Source organism: Streptomyces sp. NPDC031445 (assembly GCF_055581365.1).
On record NZ_JBVIJO010000001.1, the window covers coordinates 184,273 to 210,791 of the forward strand.

At 74.4% G+C, this 26,519-nt stretch carries 9 protein-coding genes; 7 read left to right on the forward strand and 2 right to left on the reverse strand.

Annotated elements, in window-relative coordinates; all coding sequences use genetic code 11:
• Window positions 1–28: 28 nt before the first annotated feature.
• On the forward strand, window positions 29–3,925 hold the full coding sequence (locus ACZ5DC_RS00775; RefSeq protein WP_468647989.1) for an amino acid adenylation domain-containing protein: 3,897 nt from the start codon (window positions 29–31) through the stop codon (window positions 3,923–3,925).
• A 70-nt stretch (window positions 3,926–3,995) separates the two neighbouring features.
• Here the strand turns inward: ACZ5DC_RS00775 and ACZ5DC_RS00780 are convergent, their stop codons facing one another.
• On the reverse strand, window positions 3,996–4,910 hold the full coding sequence (locus ACZ5DC_RS00780; RefSeq protein ID WP_468647991.1) for a thioesterase II family protein: 915 nt from the start codon (window positions 4,908–4,910) through the stop codon (window positions 3,996–3,998).
• 43 nt (window positions 4,911–4,953) lie between these two features.
• On the reverse strand, window positions 4,954–6,192 hold the full coding sequence (locus ACZ5DC_RS00785) for an MFS transporter (RefSeq protein WP_468647993.1): 1,239 nt from the start codon (window positions 6,190–6,192) through the stop codon (window positions 4,954–4,956).
• A gap of 220 nt (window positions 6,193–6,412) precedes the next feature.
• On the opposite strand from ACZ5DC_RS00785, the gene ACZ5DC_RS00790 reads away from it, so the two are divergent.
• From ACZ5DC_RS00790 to ACZ5DC_RS00815, 6 genes are all read left to right on the forward strand, one after another.
• The gene (locus ACZ5DC_RS00790) at window positions 6,413–7,594 is read left to right on the forward strand and encodes a cytochrome P450 (RefSeq protein ID WP_468647995.1); all 1,182 of its coding nucleotides are present in this window, start codon (window positions 6,413–6,415) and stop codon (window positions 7,592–7,594) included.
• A gap of 34 nt (window positions 7,595–7,628) precedes the next feature.
• The gene (locus ACZ5DC_RS00795) at window positions 7,629–14,168 is read left to right on the forward strand and encodes an amino acid adenylation domain-containing protein (RefSeq protein ID WP_468647997.1); all 6,540 of its coding nucleotides are present in this window, start codon (window positions 7,629–7,631) and stop codon (window positions 14,166–14,168) included.
• 26 nt (window positions 14,169–14,194) lie between these two features.
• The gene (locus tag ACZ5DC_RS00800; protein WP_468647999.1) at window positions 14,195–16,618 is read left to right on the forward strand and encodes a non-ribosomal peptide synthetase; all 2,424 of its coding nucleotides are present in this window, start codon (window positions 14,195–14,197) and stop codon (window positions 16,616–16,618) included.
• Between the two features lie 50 nt (window positions 16,619–16,668).
• Window positions 16,669–21,426, forward strand: a complete 4,758-nt coding sequence (locus ACZ5DC_RS00805) for an excinuclease ABC subunit UvrA (protein WP_468648001.1) — start codon at window positions 16,669–16,671, stop codon at window positions 21,424–21,426.
• Window positions 21,423–22,394 carry a hypothetical protein gene (locus tag ACZ5DC_RS00810; protein ID WP_468648003.1) on the forward strand — a complete coding sequence of 324 codons (972 nt, stop codon included), beginning with the start codon at window positions 21,423–21,425 and terminating at the stop codon, window positions 22,392–22,394. The genes ACZ5DC_RS00805 and ACZ5DC_RS00810 overlap by 4 nt, the downstream gene beginning before the upstream one ends.
• Window positions 22,395–22,571: 177 nt before the next feature.
• Entirely contained in the window at window positions 22,572–26,516 is a 3,945-nt protein-coding gene (locus tag ACZ5DC_RS00815; protein WP_468648005.1) for a non-ribosomal peptide synthetase, read from the forward strand.
• Window positions 26,517–26,519: the final 3 nt, after the last annotated feature.

Sequence of the window (26,519 nt, forward strand, 5' to 3'; positions counted from 1 at the left end):
GCCGCGGCCCGGAACGAGGGAAGTACGCATGGCGACCCCGCCGAGCACCCACCAGCCCTGGCAGGCGGCCCTGGCCGACCTGCCGGAGAAGATCGACCTGCCCGGCCTGCGCCGGCCCGACCAGGCCGGCCCGCCCGGGACGGCCACCGCCGAGTGCCGCCTCGACCCCGGGCTCGGCGGGGCGATGACCCGCCTCGCCGGGGAGGCGGACGGCGGCGCCACCCTCGCCACCGTCTTCACGGCCGGCGTCGCCGCGCTGCTCACCCTGCTGCGCGCCGGTGCCGATCTGCCGCTGGCCACCGCCGCGGCCGCCACGCCCACCGGCGTCCGGCTGCTGCGGGTGGCCGGCTCTGCCGCGACGGACTTCCGCGCGCTGATGGCGGCCGTCCGCGCCGGCGAACGGGCCGCCGCCGCCCAGGACGGCGTCCCCTTCGCCGAGATCGTACGGGCCGTCGACACCGCCCGCGGCACGCCCGGCCTGCCGCTCTTCCAGGTCGGCACGGCCGTGGACGCCGCGCCGCCCGCCCCGGAGCCGGGCCGCGACCCGGGCGAGCTGTGGTTCACCCTGCACACCACGGACGGCGCCGCGGGGGCCCGGCCGCACGTCCGGCTGACCTACCCGGTCGCCGCGCTCGACCGGGCCGGCGCCCAGGCCCTGTGCGACCGGCTCGTACGGGTCCTCACCCGCGCCGTACGCGCGCCCGGCGCGAGGCTCGACACCATCGACTGCCTGCTGCCCGGCGAGGCCGCCGGCCTGATCGGCGAGGGGCACGCGGGCCCGGTGCCCGACGCCACCCTCGCCGGGTGGTTCGAGGAGCGCGCGGCGCGCTGCGCCGACGCCGTCGCCGTCGTCGACGGCCCCCGGCGCGTGACGTACGCGGAACTCAACGCGCGCGCCAACCGGCTGGCCCGGACGCTGACGGCGGCCGGGGCCGGCCCCGAGCGCGTCGTCGCGCTGGTCCTGCCCCGCTCGGAGCTGTCGGTGACCGCGTTCCTCGCGGTGCTCAAGACCGGCGCCACCTATCTGCCCGTCGACCCCGAACTCCCGGCCGAGCGCGTGGCGCTGATGCTGGAGGACGCCGCGCCGGTGGTGACGGTCACGGACGCCGGGCACGCCGGGCTGCTGCCCGCCGGGGCCGCCCCGCCGCTGCTCCTCGACGCGGAGCTGTCCGCCTGCGCCGGGCAGAGCCCGGACAACCCGGCCGAGGCGGAGCTCACCGCTGCCGTCGGCGGCGGCACCCCCGCCTACCTGCTCTACACCTCCGGCTCCACGGGCCGCCCCAAGGGGGTCCTCATGACGCAGGAGGCCGTCCGCAACCTCATGGCCTGGCACCTGGACGAGATCCCCAGCGAACCGGGCCGCGTCACCGTCCAGTTCACCTCCGTCAGCTTCGACATCTCCGTCCAGGAGATGCTCTCGGCGCTGCTGTCCGGCGCGACGCTCGCCATCGTCCCCGAGGACGTGCGGCGCAGCCCGCAGGACTTCGCGCCCTGGCTGGAGGAGCACGGCGTCACGGACCTGTTCGCGCCCAACGTCGTGATCGAACTGGTCTGCCAGGCCGCGCTGGAGCAGGGCCGCACCCTGCCCGCCCTCACCCATGTCGCACAGGCGGGCGAGGCGCTCGTCCTGAGCGAGGCCGTACGGGAGTTCTTCCGGCTGCGGCCCGGGCGGCGCCTGTACAACCACTACGGCCCCACCGAGACGCACGCCGTCACCTCGTACGTCCTGCCGGAGGACGTGGCCGCCTGGCCGGCGGCGGCGCCCGTCGGGACGGCCGTGTGGAACACCTCCGTGTACGTGATGGACGAGGCGCTGCGGCTGGTGCCGCCCGGTGTCGCGGGCGAGCTGTACGCCTCCGGGGTCTGCCTGGCGCGCGGCTACTGCGACCGGCCCGGCCTGACCGCCGACCGCTTCCTGCCCGACCCGTACGGCCCGCCCGGCGCGCGCATGTACCGCACCGGTGACCTGGTGCGCCGCCGGCCGGACGGCGCCGTCGAGTACCTCGGCCGCACCGACCACCAGATCAAGATCCGCGGGATGCGCGTCGAACTCGGCGAGATCGAGGCCGCCCTGCGCGCCGCGCCCGGGGTGCGCGACACCGTCCTCGTCACGGCCGGGGAGGGCGGCACCCGGCGCATCGACGCCTACCTCGTGCCCGCGCCGGGCGCCGACGCGCGGACCCTGGGCGCCGCGACCCGCGCGGAGCTGCGCCGGACGCTGCCGCCCGCGATGGTCCCGGCCTCGTTCACCGTGGTGTCCGAGTTCCCGCTCAACTCCAACGGCAAGGTGGACCGGCGGGCGCTGCCCGAGCCGGTGTTCGGCGGTCCCGACGAGGCGGACCGGCCCCGCACCCCGGAGCAGGAGCGGCTCGCGAGGATCTTCGCCGAGGTGCTCGGGCTGCCCGCCGTCGGCGTCCACGACAGCTTCTACGACGTCGGCGGGCACTCGCTGCTCGCCGCCGAACTCACCGTCCGCGTCCGCAAGGAGTTCCGGGTGGAGCTGTCGCTCGGCGACGTCCTCGGCAACCCCTCGGTCGCCGAGCTCGGCGCGCTCCTGACCCGCGTGGAGCCGGCCCGCCCGCCGGTCGTGCCGCGCACCGGCGACGCGCCCGCGCCCGCCTCCTTCGCGCAGCAGAGCCTGTGGGTCCTCGACCAGCTGGAGGGCGCGAGCCCCCGGTACAACGAGCCGCTCGCCCTGCGGCTGACCGGGCGGGTCGACGTACCGGCGCTGCGCGGCGCCCTGGCCGACGTACTCGACCGCCACCACGTGCTGCGCACGGTCCTGACCATGGAGGACGGGCAGATCGTCCAGCGGGTCCTTCACGGCCCGGCCGCCGTGCCCGCGCTCGGCGAGACCGCCGTCGCGGCGGACGGCCTGGACGCGGCGCTGCTCGCCGCGGCCCGTGTGCCGTTCGACCTGGCGCGCGACCTGCCGGTGCGGGCGACGCTCTTCCGCCTGGAGGGCGTGCGGGAGGACACGCATGTCCTGCTCGTCGTCATGCACCACATCGCCTGCGACGGCGTCTCCCTCCCCACCTTCCTGCGCGACCTCGCCGCCGCCCACAACGCGCGCACCGCCGGCGCTGCCCCCGACTGGGCGCCGCTGCCCGTGCAGTACGCCGACTACGCCGTCTGGCAGCGCGATCTGTTCGCCTCCGACGGGACCGGGCCGGCGGCGGCGCTGCGCCGGCAGTACCGCTACTGGGAGGAGAAGCTCGCCGGGCTGCCGGCCGCGATCCCGCTGCCGCTGGACCGGCCGCGGCCCGCGATGCGCTCGGGCGAGGGCGCGGCCGTGCCGTTCTCCGTCCGGCCCGCCCTCCACCGCGCCGTCCGTGCCCTCGCGCAGGGCCGGCGCACCACCACGTTCACCGTGGTCCACGCCGCGCTGACGGCGCTCCTCGCCGAGCGGGGCGCGGGCGACGACGTCGTGGTGGCGGCGGTCGTCTCCGACCGGGGCGACCCGGCCCTGGACGATCTCGTGGGCTTCTTCGTCAGGACGCTCGTCCTGCGCGTCGACGCCTCGGGGAAGCCGGACTTCGCGGAGCTGCTCGACCGGGTGCGGGAGACCGACGTGGCCGCCTTCGCCCACCAGGACCTGCCGTTCGAGCACGTCGTGGAGCTGGTCAACCCGGCCCGCTCGCTCGACTGCCACCCGCTGGCGCAGGTGATGCTGGCCTTCCAGGTCGAGGAGGCGGAGCCGCCCCGGATGACCGGGCTGACCGTCCGGCACGAGCCGGTGGAGCTGGGCGTCGCCAAGTTCGACCTGTGCTTCAAGGTCGTGGAACGGTTCACCGCGGACGGCGAGCCGGCCGGCGTGGAGGGGCTCCTGGAGTACGCGACCGATGTCTTCGACGCGGAGACGGCCGCCGCCCTGACGGCGGACCTGGTCGGCTTCCTGGAGGCGGGCGCCGCCGGCTCCGCCTGAGCCGCCGGCGGCACACGACCGAGGGCCACGGCGTCGACGCCGTGGCCCTCGGTGCGTGCGGGGTGACCGCTCAGCCGGCCGGGACGCCCAGGCTCCCGGCGACCGTGGCGAGCACCTCCCCGGCGGCGGTCACGGGGAAGAAGTGACCGCCCTCCACGCGGCGGACGGAGAACGGGCCGCCCGCCCAGGGCCGCCACGCCTCGCAGTGGCCCTCGGGAGCCGTCTCGTCCTGGAGCCCGCCCAGCGCCACCATCGGCACGCCCACCCGCCCGGCCGGGGAGACCTCCCGGCGGCAGGAGTGGAACAGCCGCATGTCCGCGCGGAGCGTCGGCAGGAAGGTTCGCAGGAAGGCGGGGTCGGCCAGCAGCTCGGCGGGGGTGCCCTGCCACGCGTTCAGGTGCGCGAGCAGCTCCTCGTCGGTGGGCTCCGGGCCCGGCTCGCCCACCAGGTGCGGCGGCAGCGCCCCGGCCACGAACAGCGCCCGCTGTCCGCTGGTGGAGCCTTCGAGACGGCGGGTGACCTCGCGGGCGACGAGGGCGCCGGTGCTGTGCCCGAAGACGCCGAAGGGCCGGTCCGCGTGCCCGAGGATCTTCTCGGCGATCCGGTCGGCCAGCGCGGCGACGTCGGTGAACGGCGCCTCGCCGAACCGCTCCTCGCGGCCGGGGGTGAGGACGGCCTCGATCCGCAGCCCGGCCGGGGCGGCCGCCGACCACGGCCGGTAGGTGCCGGGTCCGGCGCCCGCCGCGGGGATCAGATACAGCAGGACGTCACCGTCGCCCCGGGTGAGGCGCTTGAACCAGCGGTCCCCGGACTCCGCGCCGATCTTCGCCGCGATGGGCCGCTCCTGTGTCCGCAGCAGCATGACGAACCGGTCGTCCAGGGCCGGGGCGTCCCCCGCGAACTGGAGCCGGCCCGCCGAGTCCACCCAGAGCCGCACCTGACGGCGCCGGGCCTCGCCGATCAGCTGGTCGGCCAGGAATGACATGGGAGTCCTCCTTCTCGTTCGGTTGTCGTGGCCGGGCGGCGGCTCACTCGGCCTGCTCCGGCAGCGTGCGCATCCGGACCAGGGGGGCGAACAGCAGTGGCAGGCAGCTCAGTACGCCGCCGATGACGGCCAGCCAGAGCGCGGGCCGCAGGCCGATCAGGGTGCCCAGGGCGCCGGCGACGAGCGCGCCGGCCGTCCGCACCCCGTGGATGAGCCCGAGGTAGGCGCCCTGCACGCGGGAGCGGAAGCGGTCCGGGGTGAGCGCCTGCTGGATGGAGGAGCCCGCGATGTCACACAGCATCAGGCCCATGCCGGAGACGAACTCGGCGGCCACCACCAGGCCGAACGCCACCCACTTGTCCTGCGTCGCGAACGGGACGAGCGCCAGCGCGCCGGGGAAGAGGACGGAGCCGATCAGGAACGTCGGCCCGATGCCGGCGCGCCGGCTGACCCAGCCGGTGACGAACGAGCCGACCAGGGCGCCGACGGCGCCGAGTCCGAGCGCGACACCGATCATCCCGGGTGTCAGCTTCAGTTCGCGCGCGATGAACAGCAGGAAGAGCGTGAAGTAGACCGTGTAGCAGAGGTTGAGCAGGCCGCCGCCGACGAACTTGGCCCGCAGGGCCGGGGTCCGCGAGACGAAGAGCAGCCCGTCCCGGATGTGGGAGGACGACCTCTCCTTCTCGGGCGCCGGCTCCTCGAGGGAGATGGACCGCAGCAGGAGCGCCGAGCCGAGGAACGACACCACGTCGGCGAGGAGCGCCACGGGCGCCGACAGCGCCTGGACCAGCATGCCGCCGAGGCCGGGGCCCGCCACCCAGGAGAAGGAGAAGCTGCCACGGGTCAGCGACATGCCCCTGACGTAGTCCTCGCGGTTCACGAGCGCGGCGAACAGGCTGTTGCTGGAGACGTTGAAGAGCATCGCCAGGACGCCCGTCACGAAGGCCACCACCCACAGGTGGGTGAGGGTCAGCGCGTCGAGCGCGTACGCGACCGGCACGGTGAGCAACACGGCGGCGCGGCCGAGGTCGCTGAGGATCATCATGTGCCGCAGCCGGCCGTACCGGTCGACGAGGCCCCCGGCGTGCAGCGCGAAGAGCAGGTTGGGCAGCGAGGCCAGCGCGCCGAGGACGCCCATCTCCGCGGCCGAGGCGTCCAGCGCGAGCACGGCCGTGAGGGGCAGCGCCACGGTGGAGACCTGGTCGCCGAGGAAGGAGATGGTCTGCGCGGTCCAGAACCTGCGGAACGTGACCTGTTGCAGCAGTCGAGGTATGCGGTCCATCAGTTGAGTGGCCATCGATAACCATTTCGGTCGTGGAGAGGCGGCTACCGAAGTCGTCGGTCCGGCCGCGCCGGGTTCGGCGCACAATCTACCGGCACGGAACTGCCCTGGTACCCCCGCGTTCGACTGAACACTTGGCGCCATCGAACACCGGATATTCTCGATCCGGAGGCAGATGGAACACCTACGACTAAGAATTCGAGGCGCCGTGCTGCAGGATATGCCCGCACTCACAGATCCGCTTCTCTATTCCGAGGGCGACCCGCACGAGGTATGGCGGAGGCTGCGGCAGGAAAACCCGGTCTCCTGGCACGAGTACGGCGAGCACGGAGGCTACTGGGCCGTCACCACGCACGCGGCCGGTCTCGAAGTGCTCACCGAGTGGGAGCGGTTCACCTCCACCAAGGGAATCTTCCTGCGCCCCAACTTCAAGGACCCGTACCCCGGCGCCGGCAAGATGATGGCGCTGAGCGACCCGCCCCGCCACGACCAGCTGCGCAAGGCGATCATGGGCCTTTTCACCGTACGGGCCATCGCGAAAATGGAGGAGCGGACCCGGGACGTCGTCCGGTCCGCGCTGCGCGGCGTGGTGGAGGCCGGCACCTGTGATTTCGTCAAGGACATCGCCGCTCGCATACCCCTGGCCGTCTCGGCGGAGCTGCTCAGTATTTCCATGGACGATGTGGAGATGCTGGCCAAAGTCACCACCGAGGCCGCCGAGAATTCCACCGACATCGACGGGGTCGAAGCACAGCTGGCGCATTTCGAAATCCTCCGCCACTACTCCGAGATCATCGACGAGAAGCGCCGGAATCCCGGCCGCGACCTGGTGTCCGCGCTGACCACGGCACAGGCCGAGGGGCTCGACATCACGGACGACGAGGTGATCCTCACCTGTGACAACGTCATCGTGGCGGCCAACGAGACCACCCGGCAGGCGGTCGGCGCCGGCATGCTGGCGCTGCTGGAGAGCCCCGAGCAGTGGCGGGCACTGCGGGCCGGTGACCTCAAGCTGAAGACCGCCGCCGAGGAGTTCCTGCGCTGGACCGCACCGGTCACCCACATCCTGCGCACCGCCCAGCACGACACGGTGCTGGAGGGCGTGGAGATCCGCGAGGGCGACGCCGTCACCGTCTGGCTGCCGTCGCTCAACCGCGACGAGAAGGTCTTCGACCGGCCCGAGCGGTTCCTGCTCGACCGCGCCACCAACCACCACGTCTCCTTCGGCGGCGGCGGCCACTTCTGCGTCGGCGCCAACCTGGCGCGGCTGACCATCCGGGTCATGCTCGAGGAACTGGCCCACCTGCCCGCGGAGATCGAGGTGTGCGGCGAGCCGAAGCGGATCGCCTCCTACATCCTCGGGGGCCTCACCTCGCTCCCGCTCGCCTTCCGTCCGCACTGACCACCGACCGAACCATGGGGAGATTGGGCCGAACATGACCGCAGTGCGCGAACTGCTGGACCGGCTGACCGCGGACGGCATACAACTCTGGGTCCAGGACGGACGCTTGCGCTTCCGGCCCACCGGCGCCCTGACATCCGACCAGGTCGCCGACCTGCGTACCCACAAGGACGAGGTCGTCCGCCTGCTGACGCGGCCGGCCGACGCGCCCGGCGGCCTCTTCGACGCCCCGCGTCCGGAGGCCCTGCCGCTGTCGTACGGGCAGGAGAGCCTCTGGTTCCTCGACCGGCTCGGCCTCCAGGCCAGCTACAACGTCGGCACCACGCTCCGGATGGAGGGCGAGCTGGACACGCCCGCCCTGGTGCGCGCACTCGACGAGATCATGCGCCGGCACGAGGTGCTCCGCACCTGCTTCCGCGAGCACGACGGCGTGGTCACGCAGATCGTGACGGACGACGCGCGGATGCCGCTGGAGCGGATCGACCTCACCGCCGAGCCCGCCGAGGAGCGCGAGGCCCGCGCCCAGGCCCATCTCGACCGGCACTTCTCCACCCACTTCGACCTCGCCGCGGACCGGCTCGTCACCGCGCAGCTGATCACGCTCGGCGCCACCTCGCACATCCTCGCCGTCAACGCCCAGCACATCGTCGTGGACGGCGCGTCGATCGGCCGGATCTTCGGCGAACTCAAGGAGCTGTACGAGGCGCTCCGCGCCGGCCGGCCCTCCCCGCTGTCCGAACCGGCCGCCCACTTCGCCGACTACGCGGTCTGGCAGCGCGGCCCGGCCGTCACCGAGGAGCACGCCCGGCAGCTGGAGTACTGGCGCGAGCGGCTCGCCGGCGCCCCCGAGGGGCTCGACCTGCCGCTCGACCACCCCAGGGGCGAGCTGCCCGACTTCGCCGGCGCCAACGTGAGCTTCACCGTGCCGCCCGGCCTCTTCGACCGGCTGCGCGAGGTCGCCGCCCGCAACGGCGCCACCCCGTTCATGGTCGTGCTGGCCGCCTTCCACGTCCTGATGGGCCGCTGGTCCCGGCAGGACGACGTGTGCGTGGGCACCCCCGTCGACTGCCGCGCCCACCCCGAGACCGCCGAGATGATCGGCTACTTCGCCAACACCGTCGTCGTCCGCGCCGACCTCTCCGGCAACCCCTCCTTCACGCGGCTGCTCGACGGGCTGCGGGAGAGCGTCATCGGCGCCTACGACAACCGCCAGCTGCCCTTCGACCGGCTGGTGGCGGCGCTGCGGCCCGGCCGCAGCCAGGTGAGGCAGCCGCTCTTCGACGTGATGTTCTCCTACCAGGGGCAGCAGGACTTCCACCTGGAGGGGCTCGACGTCACCTTCGTCGACCAGCCCAGCACCACCGCCAAGTTCGACCTCTCCCTCTTCGTCTCCGAGACCGACGACGGCCTCTACGGCAGCTTCGAGTACGCCACCTCGCTCTTCGACGCCCCCACCGTCGAGGAGCTGTCCCGGCTCTTCGTCCGCCTCCTCGAAGGCATCGCCGCCGACCCCGGCGCCCGCATCCTGGACCTGTCGCTGGTCACCCCCGCCGAGCGGCCCGAGCTCGTCACCGGTGGCGTCACCGGCCGGCTGCGCGAGGGCTCACTCGCCGGCTGGTTCGAGGAGCGGGCCGCCGCCGCGCACACCGCCCCCGCCGTCCTCGACGGCGAACTCACCCGTACCTACGGGGAGCTGAACGCCCGGGCCAACCGGCTCGCCCGCGCACTGGTCCGGCACGGCATCGGCCCCGAGCGGGTCGGCGCGGTGCTCCTGCCCCGCTCCGGCCTGGCCGTCACCGCCTTCCTCGCGGTGCTCAAGAGCGGCGGCGTCTACCTGCCCGTCGACCCCGCCCTCCCGGCCGAGCGCGTCTCGGTGCTGCTCACCGACGCCCGGCCCGGGGTCGTCGTCACCGACGCGGCCGGCGCCGCGCTGCTGTCCGGCCACGACGTGCCCGTCCTCCTCGTCGACGAGGAGCTGTCGGCGTACGCGGGGGAGAGCCCCGCCGACCTCCGCGACGCCGAGCGCACCGCGCCCGTCGCCGAGGCCACCCCGGCCTACCTGCTGTACACCTCGGGCTCGACCGGGCGCCCCAAGGGCGTCGTCATGACCACCGGTGCCATGCTGAACATGATGGAGTGGCACTTCACCACCCTCCCCACCGGCCCCGGCCGGGTCACCGCCCAGTTCACCGCCCTCAGCTTCGACGTCTCCGTCCAGGAGATGCTCTTCACCCTCCTCTCCGGAGCGGCCCTCGCGATCGTCCCCGAGGAACTGCGGCGCAGCCCCGAGCAGTTCACCGCCTGGCTCGACGACCGGCGGGTCACCGACCTCTTCGCGCCGAACGTCGTGATCGAGCTGACCGCCCGCGCCGCGCTCGCCACCGGCCGCACGCTGCCCGCCCTCACCCACGTCGTGCAGGTCGGCGAGGGCCTCGTCCTCAGCGACACCCTGCGCCGGTTCACCGCCGCCGCCCCCGGCCGCCGGCTGCACAACCACTACGGCTCCACCGAGGTCCAGGTCGTCACCGCGCACGACATGGAGCCCGGCATCGACGGCTGGCCCGATGTCGCGCCGCTCGGCCAGTCCGTGCGCAACACCGTCGCCTACGTCCTCGACGAAGGCCACGGCCTCGTCCCGCCGAACGTCCCCGGCGAGCTGTACGTCTCCGGCGCCTGCGTCAGCCGCGGCTACTTCGGGCGGCCCGCCCTGACCGCCGAGCGCTACCTGCCCGACCCCTACGGGCCGCCCGGCGCGCGCATGTACCGCACCGGCGACCTGGTCCGCCGCCGCCGCGACGGCAGCCTGGAGTACCTCGGCCGCACCGACCACCAGGTCAAGATCCGCGGCATGCGGGTCGAGCTGGGCGAGACCGAGGCGACGCTGCGGCTGCACGAGGGGATCGGCGACGCCGTCGTCCTCGCCCACGCCGACGTCCTCGGCTCCCAGCAGCTCACCGCCTACGTCGTCCCGGCGGCCGCCGGGACGGCCCCCGCGCCGGCGGACCTGCGCGGCTGGCTCCTCGACCGGCTGCCGTCGCACGCCGTGCCCTCCCGTTACGTCGTCCTCGACGCGCTGCCCGTCAACCGCCACGGCAAGACGGACCGCAACGCCCTGCCCGCCCCGGACGACGCCTCCTTCGGCTCCGGAACCGAGTACCTCGCCCCGCGCACCGGCGGCGAACAGCTCGTCGCCGACATCTGGCGGGAGGTCCTGCGCGTCGAACAGGTCGGCGCCCACGACGACTTCTTCGCCCTCGGCGGCCACTCCCTGCTGGTCTCCCAGGTCCTCGCCCGGATCAGGAAGCGCACCGGAGCCGACCTCTCCGTACGCGACTTCTACGCCGGGGCGACCGTCGCCCGCCTCGCCGGACTGGTCGCCGAGGCCGACGCGGTCCCCGACAACGTCGTCCCCAGGCCGGCCGGCGCGCCCGCCGAGACGTCCTACGCCCAGCAGCGCATGGTCTTCCTCCACCTCCTCCAGCCCGACGGCGGCCTCTACAACGTCCAGATCCCGCTGGCCCTGCGCGGGCCGCTGGACCGGACGGTGCTCGCCGCCGCCCTCGACGAGATCGTCCGGCGCCACGAGGTGCTGCGCACCACCTTCGACCTCGCCGGCGAGAACATCGCGCCGGTCGTCTCCGACGAGGCCGTCTTCCCCCTGGAGTTCCGCGACGTCAGCGGCGCCGACGACCCCGAGGCCGAGGTGCGGGCGCTGCTGCGGACCGAGGGCGAGACCGGCTTCGACATCCAGACCGGCCCCGTCGTCCGCGCCGTCGCCGTGCGGACCTCACCCGAGGAGCACCTGCTCGTCCTCACCGCCCACCACATCGTCTTCGACGGCTACTCGGTGGCCGTCCTGGTCGAGGAACTGGGCACGCTGTACGAGGCGTACCTGCGCGCGGAGCCCTCGCCGCTGCCCGAGCCGGTCCTGCAGTACGCCGACTACGCGGTGTGGCAGCGCCGCCGCCTCCAGGGCGGCCCCCTGCGCGACCACCTCTTCTACTGGAAGCAGTACCTCGCCGGCACCCCGCACGCCATCGAGCTGCCCACCGACCGGCCCCGGCCCGCCGTGCCCGACTTCGGCGGCGACGCCGTCGGCTTCACCGTCGACGCCGGTCTGACCGCGCGGCTGCGCGCCCTCGCGGGCCGGAACAGGGCCACCCTGTTCATGACGACCATGGCCGCCTACAGCGCCCTGATGCACCGGCTCAGCGGTCAGGACGACGTGTGCGTCGGCTTCTTCTCCGGCAGCCGGCCCACCGTGGAGACCGAGTCCCTCATCGGGCTCTTCGTGAACACGATCCCCGTCCGCTCCCGCGTCGTCCCCGGCCAGAGCTTCGGCTCCCACCTGGAGCGGGTCCGCGAGTCCGTCCTCCTCGGCGACGCCCACCGCGAACTGCCCTTCGAACTGCTCGTGGACGAGGTCCAGCCCGACCGGGACGTCTCCCGGCACCCCGTCTTCCAGGTCGCCTTCAGCTACTACGCGGCGGCCCCGCAGGAGTCCCGCACCACCGGCTCGGGCCTGCGGATCGCCCCGTCGTCGGCCTCGCCGGGCACCTGGGCCGCCAAGTTCGACCTCACGCTCTACCTGCGGGAGTCGGAGGACGGCGAGCTCCTCGGCGACCTGGAGTTCTCCACCGCCCTCTTCGACCGGCCCACCGTCGAACGGTTCGCCGCCCACTACGTACGGCTCCTGCAGAGCATCGCCGAGGCCCCCGACACGGCGCTCGAAGCCCTGCCGATGCTCGGCGACGCCGAGCGGCGCCAGGTCCTGGACGACTGGAACGACACCGCAGCGGAGGTCTCCACGGCCACGCTTCCCGAGCTGTTCCAGCGGCGCGCGGCGCTGGACCCGGCCGCCCCCGCCGTCCACTTCGAGCAGACCACGCTCTCGTACGGCGAGCTGAACGCCGAGAGCAACCGCCTCGCCCGCCATCTGGTCGCCCTCGGCATCGGCCCCGGCGACTTCGCCGCCATCGCCCTGCCGCGCACCGAACGCGTCCTCGTCGCCGTCCTCGCCGTCCTGAAGGCGGGCGCCGCCTACGTGCCGATCGACCCCGGCTACCCCGCCGACCGGATCGCCCTCATGCTGGACGACGCCCGGCCGGTGCTCGTCCTCACCTCCGAGCAGGCGAAGGACCGCGTCCCCGGCCACGGCCCCGCCCGCCTCGTCCTCGACGCGCCCGGCACCCGCGCCGCCGTCGCCGCCCACCCCGGCCACGACCTGACCGACGCGGAACGCACCGCCCCGCTGGACGCGCTCCTCCCCGCGTACGCCATCTACACCTCCGGCTCCACGGGCCGGCCCAAGGGCGTCGTCGTCGCCCACCGCAGCGTCGCCAACCTGGCGGCCTGGGCGGGCGAGACCTTCGCCCCCGGCCAGCTGGCACGGGTGCTGGCCGCGACCTCGCTCAACTTCGACGTCTCCGTCTTCGAGATGTTCGGCCCGCTGCTCAACGGCGGCTCCGTCGAGATCGTGCCGTCGCTGCTCAGCCTCGCCGACCCGCCCGCGGGCCCGTACACCGCCTCCCTGCTCAGCGGGGTGCCGTCCGCGCTGGCCCAGATCCACGGCACCGGCGGCCTGCACGCCGAGGCGGGCACCGTCGTCATGGCCGGCGAACCGCTGTCCGCCAAGGCCGCCAACGACATCGGCGGCGCCGTCGGCGCCGGACTCGTCGGCAACCTCTACGGCCCCACCGAGTCCACCGTCTACGCCACCGCCTGGTTCACCCGCGACCGCGTCGAGGGCGTCCCCCCGATCGGCCGCCCGCTGCGCAACACCCGGACGTACGTCCTGGACGCGGCGCAGCAGCCGGTGCCGGTGGGCGTGGTGGGCGAGCTGTACCTGGCCGGCGAGGGCCTCGCCCACGGCTATCTGCACCGGCCCGGCCTCACCGCCGACCGGTTCGTGCCCGACCCGTACGGCGCGCCCGGCACCCGCATGTACCGCACCGGCGACCTGGTCCGCTGGACCGCGGACGGCGACCTCCTCTGCCTGGGCCGCGCCGACCACCAGGTGAAGGTCCGCGGTCACCGCATCGAACTCGGCGAGATCGAGGCCCACCTGGCCGGCCACCCCGACGTGGACCAGGCCGTCGCCGGCGTGCAGCGGCTCCCCTCCGGCGACCGGCGGCTCGTCGCCCACGTCGTCTGCCACCGGCCGGTCACCCCCGACGCGCTGCGCGAGCACCTGGAGGCCAGGCTGCCCGGCTACATGGTCCCCGGCGCGTTCGTCCAGCTCGACGCGCTCCCGCTGAACATCAACGGCAAGGTGGACCGCTCCGCCCTGCCGGAGCCCGAGGACGACGGCGGCGCGGACGGCGACCACGTGCCGCCGGTCACCCCGCTGGAGAAGGAACTGGCGGAGATCTGGGCCGACGTCCTGTCCCGGCCGCGGGTCGGCCTGACCGACAACTTCTTCGCCCTCGGCGGCCACTCGCTCCTCGTCACCCAGATGAGCGTCCGCATCCGGCAGCGCCTGGGCGTGGAGATCGGCCTGCTCGACATCTACACCACCGAGAACCTGGGCGAACTCGCCCGCACCATCGCCCGCATGAACGGCATGACGCCGTGACCCACCCGTCCCGAAAGGGGAATGCAGTGTCCATCGAAGGGACTCCGGTCATGACGCCCGGCCAGGACCAGGTGGCGGTGCCCTTCCGGCTCCGCCCGCAGCTTCGGGAGCAGGCGTCGCAGACGGCCCGCCGGTACGGCGTGGGCGAACGCGCCGTCCTGCTCGCGGCGCTGCTCGCCACCCGCTTCCGGCACGCCCGCCGCGAGCACGCCGAGATCCGGCTGTCGCCCGACGCGGAGCGGGCCGTCCCGCTGACCGTCACCGGGGAGCTGGCCTTCGCGGAGCTGCTCCGCGCGGCCGACAAGGGCCTCACCGACGGCCCCACGGCGGAGCCGGCCGGCAGCGCGGCCTCCGGCGGGGCGGTCGAGCGGCTGGTCCTCCAGTACGACGAGGGTGCCGCACCGGTCCCGGGCGCCGACCACCTGCACTGCGTGGTGCGGACCGTCGAGCCCGAGGCCGAAGGGGCCCTGGTCTGCGGGCCGCTGCCCTCCGGCTGCACCGCCGAGGAGTGGACCGCCCGCTTCCTGACCCTGCTCGCGGACGCCGTCCGGCGCCCCGAGGCCCGCGTCGACGAGCTGGCGCTGCTGTCACCGGAGCGCCAGGCCGCGCTGGCCGCCGACGCCAACGCCTCCTTCGAGGAGTACCGCGGCCTGCGCACCCTGCACGGGGCGTTCGAGGAGACGGCTCGCCGCCACCCGGACGCCGTCGCGGTGGAGGCGGGCGGCCGGGCGACGACCTACGCCGAACTCGACGGCCGCGCCAACCTGCTCGCCCACACGCTGGCCGCCGCCGGCATCGGCGCCGAGAGCCTCGTCGCCGTCCGGGTCGAGCGCTCCGCCGACCTGGTCGTGGCCCTGCTCGCCGTCCTCAAGCGCGGCGCGGCGTTCGTCCCGCTGGTGCCGTCGCTGCCCGCCGAGCGGACGGCCGTCATCACCGGCGACGCGCGGGTGGCCGCCGTGCTCGTGGACGGCTCCGGCACCGGCCGGCCCGACGGGCTCGGCGTGCCGCTGATCCCGGTCCCCGCCGAGGGCTCCGCCCCGGCCGCGCCCGAGGCGGACGTGCCCCTCGACCAGGCGGCGTACGTCTACTACACCTCCGGCTCCACCGGCACCCCGAAGGGCGCCGTCCTCGACCACCGCTGCGCGGCGGGCCGCCTGGAGTGGCTGGGCCGCCGCTACGGCCTCCAGCCGGGCGACCGGGTCATCCACAAGACGCCGCTCATCTTCGACGTGGCGATCTGGGAGATCTTCGGCCCGCTCGCCGCCGGCGCGACCATCCTCATGGCCGACCCGGGCGCCGAGTCCGACGTGGTGCACCTGAGCCGGCTGCTCTCCACCGAGCGGACCGTCTTCGCGCACTTCGTCCCCTCGATGCTCAACGCCTACCTCAACCTCGCCCCCGAGGCGGACTGCCCTGACCTGCGCTGGGTGCAGCTCTCCGGCGAGGCGGCCGGCACCCGTCTCCTGGAACGGTTCGCCGAGCGGTTCGGGGCGGAGCTGCACAACCTCTACGGCCAGACCGAGACCTCCGAGGTGGCCGGCTGGGAGGGCCGTTCGTACGACGGCGCCGGCGGGCTGCCCATCGGCCGCCCGCTCGGCATCTACCGCCTGTTCGTCCTGGACGAGGCGCTGCGCCCGGTGCCGCCCGGCGTCCCCGGCGAGCTGTGCGTCTCCGGCACCGGCGGCCTGGCCCGCGGCTACCTCGGCCGCCCCGGGCTGACCGCCGAGCGGTTCGTCCCGCACCCCTACCCGGTGGCGGACGGCGAACGGCTCTACCGCACCGGCGACCTGGTGACCGTCGACGCCGACGGCCTCGTCCAGTACCTCGGCCGCGTCGACAACCAGGTCAAGATCCGCGGCTGCCGGGTCGAAACCGGCGAGGTCGAGGCGGTGCTCGCCGGCCACGACGCCGTCCGCGAGTGCGCCGTCACCGTCTTCCGGGACGAGGACGACGACAACCAGCTCGCCGCGTACGTCGTCGTCGGCGACGACGGAACCGTCGAGGAGCTGGCCGCGTTCGCCGAGGAACGGCTGCCCGGCTTCATGCTCCCCGCCGTCTACGTCCGCCTCGACGCGCTGCCGCACACCCCGTCCGGCAAGCTCGACCGGCTGCGGCTGCCCGCGCCCTCCCTGGACGACCGGCAGGCCCGCGCCGGGGACGACGCGCCGCACAGTCCCCTGGAGGAGCAGGTCGCGGAGTTGTGGCGGGAGGTGCTCGGCGTCGAACGGATCGGCCGTACCGACAACTTCTTCGCCGTCGGCGGCAATTCGCTGAAGTCGCTGCAACTCCTCAACCGCGTCAACGCGGCCTTCGGCGTGCAGGTCTCCGTCCGCGACTTCTTCGCCCTGCCGACAGTCGAGGGCGTCGCGGGAGGCCTCGAACGGGCCCTGACCGAACTGGTCGCGGGGCTCTCCGACGAAGAGGCCGCTATGCTGCTCGGCAAGCTCTGAGCGGCTCGCGTGCGAAGAGCGGCGGACAGGACGGCCGGGAGGGCTTGGTCTTGAGTGCACACGGGCCCGGAGTCCGGATCGAGGGCGCCACGGAGAACAACCTCCGCGACATCGACGTGACCCTGTCCGAGGGCGTCACCGCGGTCGTCGGCGCCTCCGGGTCCGGCAAGTCCTCCCTCGTCTTCGACACGCTCCACCGGGAGGCCAGGCACCGCTTCCTGGCCACCCTCGCGGGCGCCCCGGCCGCCGCCGCGGCCCGGGCGGCCCGCGTCCGCGCCGTCCACGGGCTGCGGCCCGCCGTCGCCGTCGGCCAGAACGTCCTCAACCGCAACCCCCGCTCCACCGTCGCCACCGCCGCCGGCGTCCACCCCTTCCTGCGGGTGCTCTTCGCCCGGTTCGCGGTCCTGCGCTGCCCGCGCTGCGCGGAGGTCACCGAGACGGTGACGGCCGAGGAGCAGCTCTCCTTACTCCGGGCCGCCGCCGCGTCCGGACCCGTGGAGGTGGCCGCCCCGCTCACGCGCGGCGCCCTCGGCACCCACACCCGGCTGCTGGCCGGGCTGCGCGAGCGGTACGGCACCGAAGAGGTCACCGTCGACGGCCGGCCCTGGTCCGGCGACCCGCTCGACCCCGGCCGGCCCCACGACATCGCCGTCCGGGTCGGCTCCCTCACCGCCGCCGACGACGCCCGGGCCGCCCGGCGGCTCCTGGACGAGGTCGCCGCACTCGGCTGCGTCCAGGTCTCCTTCCGTACGGCGGCCGGGACGCGGACGCTGTCCCGGGCCCGGCTCTGCGCCTCCTGCGGGGCGCCGCTGCCCTCGGTCCGGCCGCAGGACTTCCGGGCCGGCGGCCCGGACACCGAGGCGTACGAACTGGCCGGCCTGACCCTGCCCGCCCTGCTGCGGCTCGATGCCGACCGGGCCCGGCGGACGCTGGCCGGGGCCGCGCTCCCCGCCCACGCGGGCACCGCCCTGCGGCACGTCCTGCGCCGCCTCGACGCGCTCGTCTCCCTCGGCCTCGGCTACCTCGCCCTCGACCGCTCCTCGCCCACCCTCTCCCGCGGCGAGGCCCAGCGCCTGCGCATCGCCGTCCTCCTCGCCAACGACGTCGAGGACCTCCTGCACATCCTCGACGAACCCACCATCGGCCTCGGCGCCGCCCAGGTCGCCCGCCTGATGGACGAACTGTGCAAGCTCCCCGGCCCGGTCGTCCTGGTGGAACACGACCGCACCGCCGTCGCCTCCTGCGACCATGTCGTGGAGATCGGCCCCGCCGCCGGCTCCGGCGGCGGCCGCGTCGTCTTCGAGGGCACTCCGGCCGGCCTCTGGCGCGCGGACACGGTCTCGGGCCGCTGGTTCTCGGGCCGCGAACGCCTGACGGCGCCTCAGGCGGCGGGAACCGGCACCCGGTGGCTCACCGTCCGCGACGCCCGCCACCACAATCTCGCCGGGTTCGACTGCGCCTTCCCCGTCGGGGCCCTGACCGTCGTCACCGGACCCTCCGGGGCCGGGAAGACCACCCTCGTACGGGACGTGCTCATCGCCTCCCTGGAGGCGGGGGAGCCGCGCGGGTGCGCCGCCCTCGAAGGGGAGGCGATCGTCCCGCTCACCGTCGACCAGTCGCCCATCGGGGTCAACCCCCGCTCCAACCCGGCCACGTACACCGGGCTCGCGGACCGCGTGCGGGCCGTGCTCGCCGACGCCACCGGGCTGGCCGCCGGCACGTTCTCGTTCAACCGCTCCGAGGGCGCCTGCCCCGCCTGTGCCGGTATGGGATCCGTCGAGGTCAAACTGCGCTTCCTGCCCTCGGAATGGGTGCAGTGCGAGGCGTGCGGAGGACGCCGGTTCAGCGCCGAGGCGCTCGCCGTGCGCGCCGGACTGCCCGACGGGAACACGTACTCCGTGGACGAGATCCACGACCTCAGCGTGCGCGACGCCCTGCCGCTCTTCGGCCACGACGCCCGCGCCCGCCGCATCATCCAGGCCCTGCTCGACGTGGGCCTCGGCTACCTGCGGCTCGGGCAGCCCTCGCCCACCCTCTCCGGCGGGGAGGCCCAGCGCGTCAAGCTGGCCAAGCAGATCGCCGCCACCCGCCCCGCGCAGCTCGTCTACCTGGACGAGCCGACCACGGGACTCCACCCGGCCGACGTGCCCCGGCTCGCCGCCCTGCTGCGCCGTCTCACCGACCGCGGCTGCACGGTCGTCGTCGTGGAGCACAACCGCGACATCGCGGCGATGGCCGACTGGTCCGTCCGGATCGGCCCGGGCAGCGGCCCGGACGGCGGACGGCTGCTGCACGCGGGACCGCCCGAGCCGCCCGACGCACCGCCGGTCCGCCCGCCGGCCGCCCCGGCCCGCCGCCCGCGCCCCGCCCGCACCGCCGTGGAGATCCGCGGCGCCCGCGCCAACAACCTCCGTGACGTCTCGGTCGACATCCCCAAGGGCGCGATGACCGCCGTCGTCGGCGTCTCCGGTTCCGGCAAGTCGTCCCTCGTCCGCGACGTCCTCGAAGCGGAGGCCACGCGCAGGCTGCTGGAATCGCTCTCCCTCTACGAGCGCCAGTCGGTGCGTGAGGGCCCGGAGGCCGGCGCCGCCTCCCTCACCGGGCTCGGCCCCACCCTCGCCGTCGGCGCCGACGGCCGGGCGCCCGGCCTGCGCAGCACCGTCGGCTCCACCACCGACCTCAGCCCGCACCTCGGCGTGCTCCTCGCCTACGCGGGCGTCCGCCGCTGTCCCGACTGCGGCGGGGAGCAACGGCGTTCGGGCCACCGGCCGGCCAGCCCCTGGACCTGCGCGGGCTGCGGGCGCCCCGGCCCGCCGGCCGAACCACCGGACTTCTCGCCCCTGCGCTACGAGGCGGCCTGCCTGCGCTGCCACGGCATGGGCACGATCGCCGTGCCCCGCGTGGAGCGCCTGATCCACCGGCCCGAACGGGCGCTGTGCGACGGAGCGATGTACTCCCCGGGCTTCTATCCGCGCTCGTACCACTCGAAGCCCGCCAACGGCGGCTACTGGATGCTCCTCGCCCTCGGCGAGCGGTACGGCTTCGACCCCGAGCGCACACCGTGGCGGGAGATGAGCCCGCGGGCCCAGGAGGCGTTCCTCTTCGGCGAGGAGGAGGTCACCCTCTCCTCCGAGGCCCGGGTCACCCCCTCGGCCACGGTCGTCTGGCGCGGCGTCTTCCGCATCATGGACGGCTGGGACGTCGGCGGCCTCTACACCGAGCGGGTGCCCTGCTCCTCCTGCGCGGGCGGCCGGCTGCGCCCGGAGTTCCTCGACCGGCGGGTGGCCGGGATGAACCGCTACGACCTGCACCACCAGCCGGTCGACGCCGTACGGGACGCGCTCGCCGGGCTGCGGCTCCCGGACGGCGCGCCGGGCTGGGCGGTCCGCTCGCACGCCGTCGTCCTGCGCCGCCTCGGCTTCCTCGGCCGCGTCGGCATCGGCCACCTCCACCTGGACCGGATGGCCAACACGCTCTCCGCCGGCGAACTCCAGCGGGTCCGGCTGACCGCCCTCCTCGGCGCCGAACTCACCGGCATGACCGTCCTGCTGGACGAGCCCTCGCGCGGTCTGCACCCCCGTGAGGTCGACGTGCTCGGCGCGGTCCTGGAGGAGCTGCGCGACCACGGCAACACGGTGATCCTGGTCGACCACGACACGCGCCTGGTCGCCCGGGCCGACCACCGGATCGTGATGGGACCCGGGGCCGGCCGGCACGGCGGCACCGTCGTCGCGGCCGGCAGCGCGGACCGGGTGCGCGAGGACCCCCGGGCGCGCCTCCTCCTGGAGCGCCCGCTGCCCGCGCGCGCCGCCGGGCCGCGCCGCGAACCCACCGGCTGGATGACCGTCCGCAAACCCGCCGAGAACAACCTCGACGGCCAGGACGTGCGCATCCCGCTCGGAGTCCTCACCGGCGTCTGCGGGGTCTCCGGCTCCGGCAAGTCGACACTGGCCCTCGGCATCGTGGCCCGCGCGCTCGCCCCCAGGAAGCTGACCACCTCGGCCGCCGCCACACCCGTCGCGCCCGGAGCGCACGAGGGCATCGACGGCGCCCCGAAGCAGGTCCGGCACACCGACCAGAGCAGCGTCGGGATCACCTCGCCCGGCGCCTTCCTGAAGGTGCTCGGCCCGCTGCGCGAGGCGTACGCCGACTCCGCCCCGGCCCGGGAACGCGGCCTGGCACCGGCCGACCTCCAGCCCCGCTGCGACGGCTGCAAGGGGAAGGGCACCGTGGCCGAGGACATGGGCTTCATGCCGACCGTCCACCGGCCCTGCGACGCCTGCGGCGCGACCGGCTACCGTGCCGAGGCCCGCGAACTGTCCGTGCGCGGCCACAGCCTGCCCGAACTGGAGCGGCTGAGCATCGAGGAGGTGCTCGGGCTGTGGCCGGACGTGGAGGCGGTCGCCGCCCCGCTGCGCGGCGCCGTGGAGCTGGGCCTCGGCTATCTGACCCTCGGCCAGGGACCCGGCACCCTCTCCGGCGGCGAGCGCCAGCGGCTCAAGCTGGTGCGCGAGACCACCGGCGCGCCCGGCCGCCCCGCCCTGCACATCCTGGACGAGCCCACCACCGGTCTCCACGGCGCCGATGTGGAACTCCTGGTGGAGGCCCTCGACGGCCTGGTGGCCCGGGGCCACGGCGTCCTCGTCGTCGACCACGACCCCCGGCTCCTCGCCTGCTGCGACCGGCTGCTCGAACTGGGCCCCGGCGGCGGACCGGAGGGCGGCGTGGTCGTCGCCGAGGGCACCCCCGAGGAAGTGGCCGCCGGGGACACGCCCACCGCCCCGTACCTGCGTGAGGTGCTGTCATGACCGGAGCCGCGTGGCCGCTGCTGTGCGACCCCTCCCCGGCGCTGCGCTGCCGCGTCCTGACCGAGCTGCTCGACGTGGCGGACGACGACCCGGAGCTGGCCGACCTGCTGCCGCGCCGCGCTGAGGACCCGGAGGCGCGCGCCCTGCTGGCGGAGGAGCCCGGGGGACTCCAGCCGCTGGCCCACCTCCTCGGCCGCCTCGGCCGGCTCGGCTTCGACCGGGGCCATCCCCGGGTGGCGGAGCTGGTCGAGCGGGTCTTCGCCCGGCAGCGCGCCGACGGCTCCTTCCCGCTGGCGGAGTTCCGCACCGACGACCGCTACACGATGATCCCGCTCCAGGTGTCCGTACCGCTGCGGGGCCTCGGCGCCGTCGGCGCGGCGACCGACCCCCGGGCCGAACGCGCCTACGAGTGGCTGCTCGCCCAGCGCGCCGAGGACGGCTCGTGGCCCACGGGCCTCGTCGCCGGCCAGCCCGGCGGCGTCCCCGGCTACCGGAAGCTGCCCGGCTCGCCGGGCTGCCGCGCCAACACCGAGGCCGCCCTGGCCGCCCTCGTCCAGCACCCGCGGCGGGCCCGCTCCGAACCGGCCCGCCGCGCCGCCGACCTGCTGCTGCGCCGCGAGACCCGCGACGAATGGGCGCTGGGCACCGAGATCGCCCGGCTGCACGGCCGGGAGCGCGCCACGGGCTTCATCTCCCTGCACTCCCGCTTCGACCTCGCCTTCGTCCTGGAACTGGTCTCCCGTACGGGCGTCTCCGCGCGCGACCCCCGGGTCGCGGGCCTGACGGCCTTCCTGGAGGGGCTGCGCGGCCCGGCCGGACTCTGGGAGCACCCGGCCCATCCGGAGCTGAGCCGCTGGCTCACCCTCGACCTCCTCGCCGCCCTGCGCCGGCTCGACGGCGGCGAGTGGACCGGTGAGGGACCGCGGCTGCGCTTCCGCGCCGGCGACGTTCCCGTGAAACACCACTGATTCCGCCGCCGGCGCCGCAGCGCCCCCTGCCCGCGCTGTTCGACTGAAAAGCTTGGCCAGTCGAATTGGACCGGGGATCGGATAGCTTCTTTCTTGTCTTCAAGAAGTGCTTCCGTTTCCTGTGTGGGGTGTGGACAGGTGAGTCAGCTCAGTGCCGGCCAAGCGCAGCTTCTCGAAATGCTCCGCAATCGGAAAGCGGAAAAGGCCGAGGTCTCGATTCCGAAGGTGGAGCAGGGTGCCAGAGTTCCGCTGCTTCCTGCACAGGCTCGTATCTGGTACTTCACCAGGCGTTTTCCGCAGAGCACGGAATACAACCTCTTCGACGCCGTCACCCTCGCGAAGGCTCCCGACCGGGAGCGGCTGACCGCAGCCGTCCGGACGCTGACCGAGCGCCACGACGCGCTGCGGCTGCGGATCGTGGAGGTGGACGGCGAGCCCGTGCAGGAGGACTGCGGCGTGCCCGCGCCGCCGGTGCTCTGGCACGACCTGCGCGACCTCGGCCAGGAGGCCGCCGAGACCCGGGCCGCCGCGATCGTCCAGGAGGCGGCGGCGCGTCCGCTGCGCACCGACGAGGCGCCGATGTTCCGCGTCCTCGCGCTGCTCCTGCCGGACGGCCGGGCCGTGCTCGCCCTCGGCTTCCACCACGTGATCATCGACCACTGGTCGGTCGGCCAGGTCATGGGCGAGCTGACCCGCCTGCTGGCCGGGCACGAGCTGCCGCCCGCCCACGGCATCGGCTACCTCGACTACGCCGCCGCCCAGGCCCGGAGCCTCGACCCGGCCCGTGAGGCACGCGAACTGGCGTACTGGACGGAGCGGCTCGGCGGCGAGCTGCCCGTGCTCGACCTGCCCAAGGACCGGCCCCGGCCGGCCACCGAGACGCGCGGCGGCGAACTGGTCGGCTTCCATGTCGAGGCCCCGCTCGCCGACCGGGTGCGCCGCTTCGCCACGGCCGAGAACACCTCGGTGTTCGTCGTCCTGCTCGCGGCCTACCAGACCTTCCTCTCCCGGCTCACCGGCCAGAGCGACGTCGTCGTCGGCTCGCCGCTCGCCGGCCGCGACGACGAGACCGCCGAGAAGATCGTCGGCTGCTTCGTCAAGCCGGTCGCGCTCCGCGGCGACCTGTCGGCGGCGCCCGCCTTCCGCACGCTGGTCCAGCAGACGCAGCGGACCGTGCTGGAGGCCCAGGACCACCAGATGGTGCCGTTCGAGCGGGTCGTCGCCGAGCTGGGCGTCGTCCGCACCCCCGGCGTCAACCCCGTCTTCCAGACCATCTTCGGCTTCCAGGACGGCGTCATGGTCGACGCCGACGCCGGCGGCGGCTCCCTCGTGTCGCTCGACACCAAGTCGGCCCGCACCGACCTGTCGCTGTCCGTCACCGACGAGGGCGGGCGCCTGCGCGGCCTGCTGGAGTACTCCTGCGACCTGTTCCACCGCTCGACGGTCGAGCGGTTCGGGCAGATGTACCTCGACCTGCTCGACGCCCTCCTCGACGCACCCGGCGCCTCCGTCGCCGACGCCCCGCTGCTCACCGAGGACGGCCGCCGCCACATCCTGCACGGCCTCAACGCGTACGCGAAGCCGGACATCGCGTACCGGACGCTGGCCGAGCCCTTCGAGGAGCAGGTCCTGCGTACCCCCGACGCCGTCGCCCTCGTCGGCGAGGAGGGCGAGGTCACCTACGCGGAGATGAACGCGCGCGCCAACCGCCTCGCCCACCACCTGCGGGACCGGGGCGTACGGCCCGGCGGCAAGGTCGCCGTCTGCATGGACCGCGGCTTCGCCATGGTGATCGCGCTGTACGCCGTCGCCAAGACCGGCGCCGCCTACGTCCCGATGGATCCCGAGCTGCCCGACGGCCGCATGGAGTTCATGCTCGCCGACACGGAACCCCAGCTGGTCCTCGCCGACGAACTCGGCGCCGGGCAGCTCCCGCAGGGGCCCTGGCCCGTGCTGCGCCTCACCGGCGACGAGCGTCCCTGGGAGGAGTGCCCGAGCGACGACCTCACGGTGTCCACCCGGCCCGACGCGCTCGCCTTCCTGCTCTACACGTCCGGCTCGACCGGCCGCCCCAAGGCCGTGGCCTACCCCGTCGACGGCGCCCTCGCCAACATCTTCTGGCTCCAGCGGCACTACCCCTTCGGCCCCGGCGACGCCAACATCCTCAAGACCTCGTACGGCTTCGACGTCTCCACGTGGGAGCTGTACTGGCCGCTGTACTACGGCGCCCGCCTCGTCGTCGCCCGCCCCGGCGGCCACCGCGACCCCGAGCACCTGCTCGACCTGACCGAGCGGTACCAGGTCACCACCCTCTTCTTCGTCCCCACGATGATGGAGGTCTTCCTGGCGGCCGCCCCGCCCGGCAGCTGCCGCTCCCTGCGCCGGGTCGTCATCGGCGGCGAGGAGGTCAAGCCCCGGCTGCGCGACGCCTTCCACGCCCACTTCGACGCCGACCTCGTCAACTGCTGCGGCCCCACGGAGGCCGGCACCGTCGTGGAGGGCGTCATCCCCCGGGAGCCCGGCGTCCCGGTCCTGCCGCTCGGCCGGCCCTGCGACAACTTCCGCGTCTACATCCTCGGCCCCGGCCTGGAGGTCCTCCCGGTGGGCGTCCCCGGCGAGATGTACATCGGCGGCGAGACCGGCCTCGCGCACGGCTACCACAACCGCCCCGCCATGACCGCCGAACGGTTCCTGCCCGACCCCTTCGGCCCGGTCGGCGAGCGGATGTACCGCACCGGCGACCTGTGCCGCTACCGCGAGGACGGGGTGATCGAGCACCTGGGCCGCATCGACCGCCAGGTCAAGGTCAGGGGCCTGCGCATCGAGCTCTCCGAGATCGAGTCGGTCCTGCGCGACCACCTCGACGTGCACGCCTGCGTCGCCCTCGCCCCGAGCGCCTTCGAGGGCCGCATCGCCGCCTTCGTCGTGCCCGAGCCGGGCCACGAGCCCGTCCCGCGCGAACTGGAGCGGCACGCCCGCCACCACCTGCCGACGCACATGGTGCCCGCGGCCGTCGTCACCGTCGACCGCATCCCGTACAACGTCAACGGCAAGATCGACGACAAGGCCCTGCTCGAACAGCTCGGCAGCGAGGCCGCCGGCGGCTCCACGGAGCTGGTCGCCCCCGAGGGCGAGACGGAGACCCGGCTCGCGGCGGTCTTCCGCGAGGTGCTCGGCATCGAGACGCTCAGCGTCACCGACGGCTTCTTCTCCCTCGGCGGCCACTCCCTGCTCGTCTTCAAGCTCATCGCCGCCTGCGGCCGGGAGCTGGGCCTACGGCCCACCGTCGGCGACGTCTTCGCCGCGCCCTCCGTCCGCGAACTCGCCGTCCGCCTCGGCACGGCCCGCGAGGAGCGTCCCGGCGACGACGTGCTCGTCCCGCTCGTCCGCCCCCAGGGCGGGCCCGTCGTCCTGCTCGTGCACGGCGCCGGCGGCTCCGTCCTGCCCTTCCACGCGGTCGCCCGGGGCCTGGCCGACCAGTACGACGTCTACGGCCTCCAGGCCGCCGAGGACCCGCGCGGCGTCACGACCATCGAGGAGATGGCGGCCCGGTACGTCGCCGCCGCCGACGCCGTACGCGGCACCCGCCCGGTCTTCCTCGCCGGCTGGTCCGTCGGCGGCTGCGTCGCCCTGGAGATGGCCCGGCGGTGGCAGGAGCGCGACGTGGAACTCGCCGGCGTCGCCCTGCTCGACTCCTGGCTGCCGCCCGCCGCCATCGGCGACCCGCCCGCCGCCGAGCAGGCCCGCACCGCCTTCACGGCCATGGACCTGCTGAAGGGCGAGGGCGACGCGACGGCCCGGCTGGCCGGGCTCTCCGAGGAGGCCGCGCACATCCCCGCCCTGCTGGAGCGGCACCGCGCCGCCTTCCTCGCCTACGCGCCCGAGCCGTACAAGGGCGAGGTGCGTCTGCTGCGGGCGGCCGACCCGTACCCCGATCCCCGGATCGCCTTCCCCGCGATCCTGCGCGGAGAGGACCACGGATGGCGGGAACGGATCTCGGGACTCTCCTTCCGCGAGATCCCCGGGAACCACTTCACCCTCGTCTCCGAGAAGAATTCGGCGGACCTCGCCGATGCCATCCACGAAATCGTCGACGAGACGCTCTCGTTCAGCGAAATCTAGGAA

Bases quoted from the DNA above. Each gene is read 5' to 3' on its own strand.
- ACZ5DC_RS00775 (WP_468647989.1), top strand. From the start codon at position 29: ATGGCGACCCCGCCGAGCACCCACCAGCCCTGGCAGGCGGCCCTGGCC.
- ACZ5DC_RS00780 (WP_468647991.1), bottom strand. From the start codon at position 4,910: ATGTCATTCCTGGCCGACCAGCTGATCGGCGAGGCCCGGCGCCGTCAG.
- ACZ5DC_RS00785 (WP_468647993.1), bottom strand. From the start codon at position 6,192: ATGGACCGCATACCTCGACTGCTGCAACAGGTCACGTTCCGCAGGTTC.
- ACZ5DC_RS00790 (WP_468647995.1), top strand. From the start codon at position 6,413: ATGCCCGCACTCACAGATCCGCTTCTCTATTCCGAGGGCGACCCGCAC.
- ACZ5DC_RS00795 (WP_468647997.1), top strand. From the start codon at position 7,629: ATGACCGCAGTGCGCGAACTGCTGGACCGGCTGACCGCGGACGGCATA.
- ACZ5DC_RS00810 (WP_468648003.1), top strand. From the start codon at position 21,423: ATGACCGGAGCCGCGTGGCCGCTGCTGTGCGACCCCTCCCCGGCGCTG.
- ACZ5DC_RS00815 (WP_468648005.1), top strand. From the start codon at position 22,572: ATGCTCCGCAATCGGAAAGCGGAAAAGGCCGAGGTCTCGATTCCGAAG.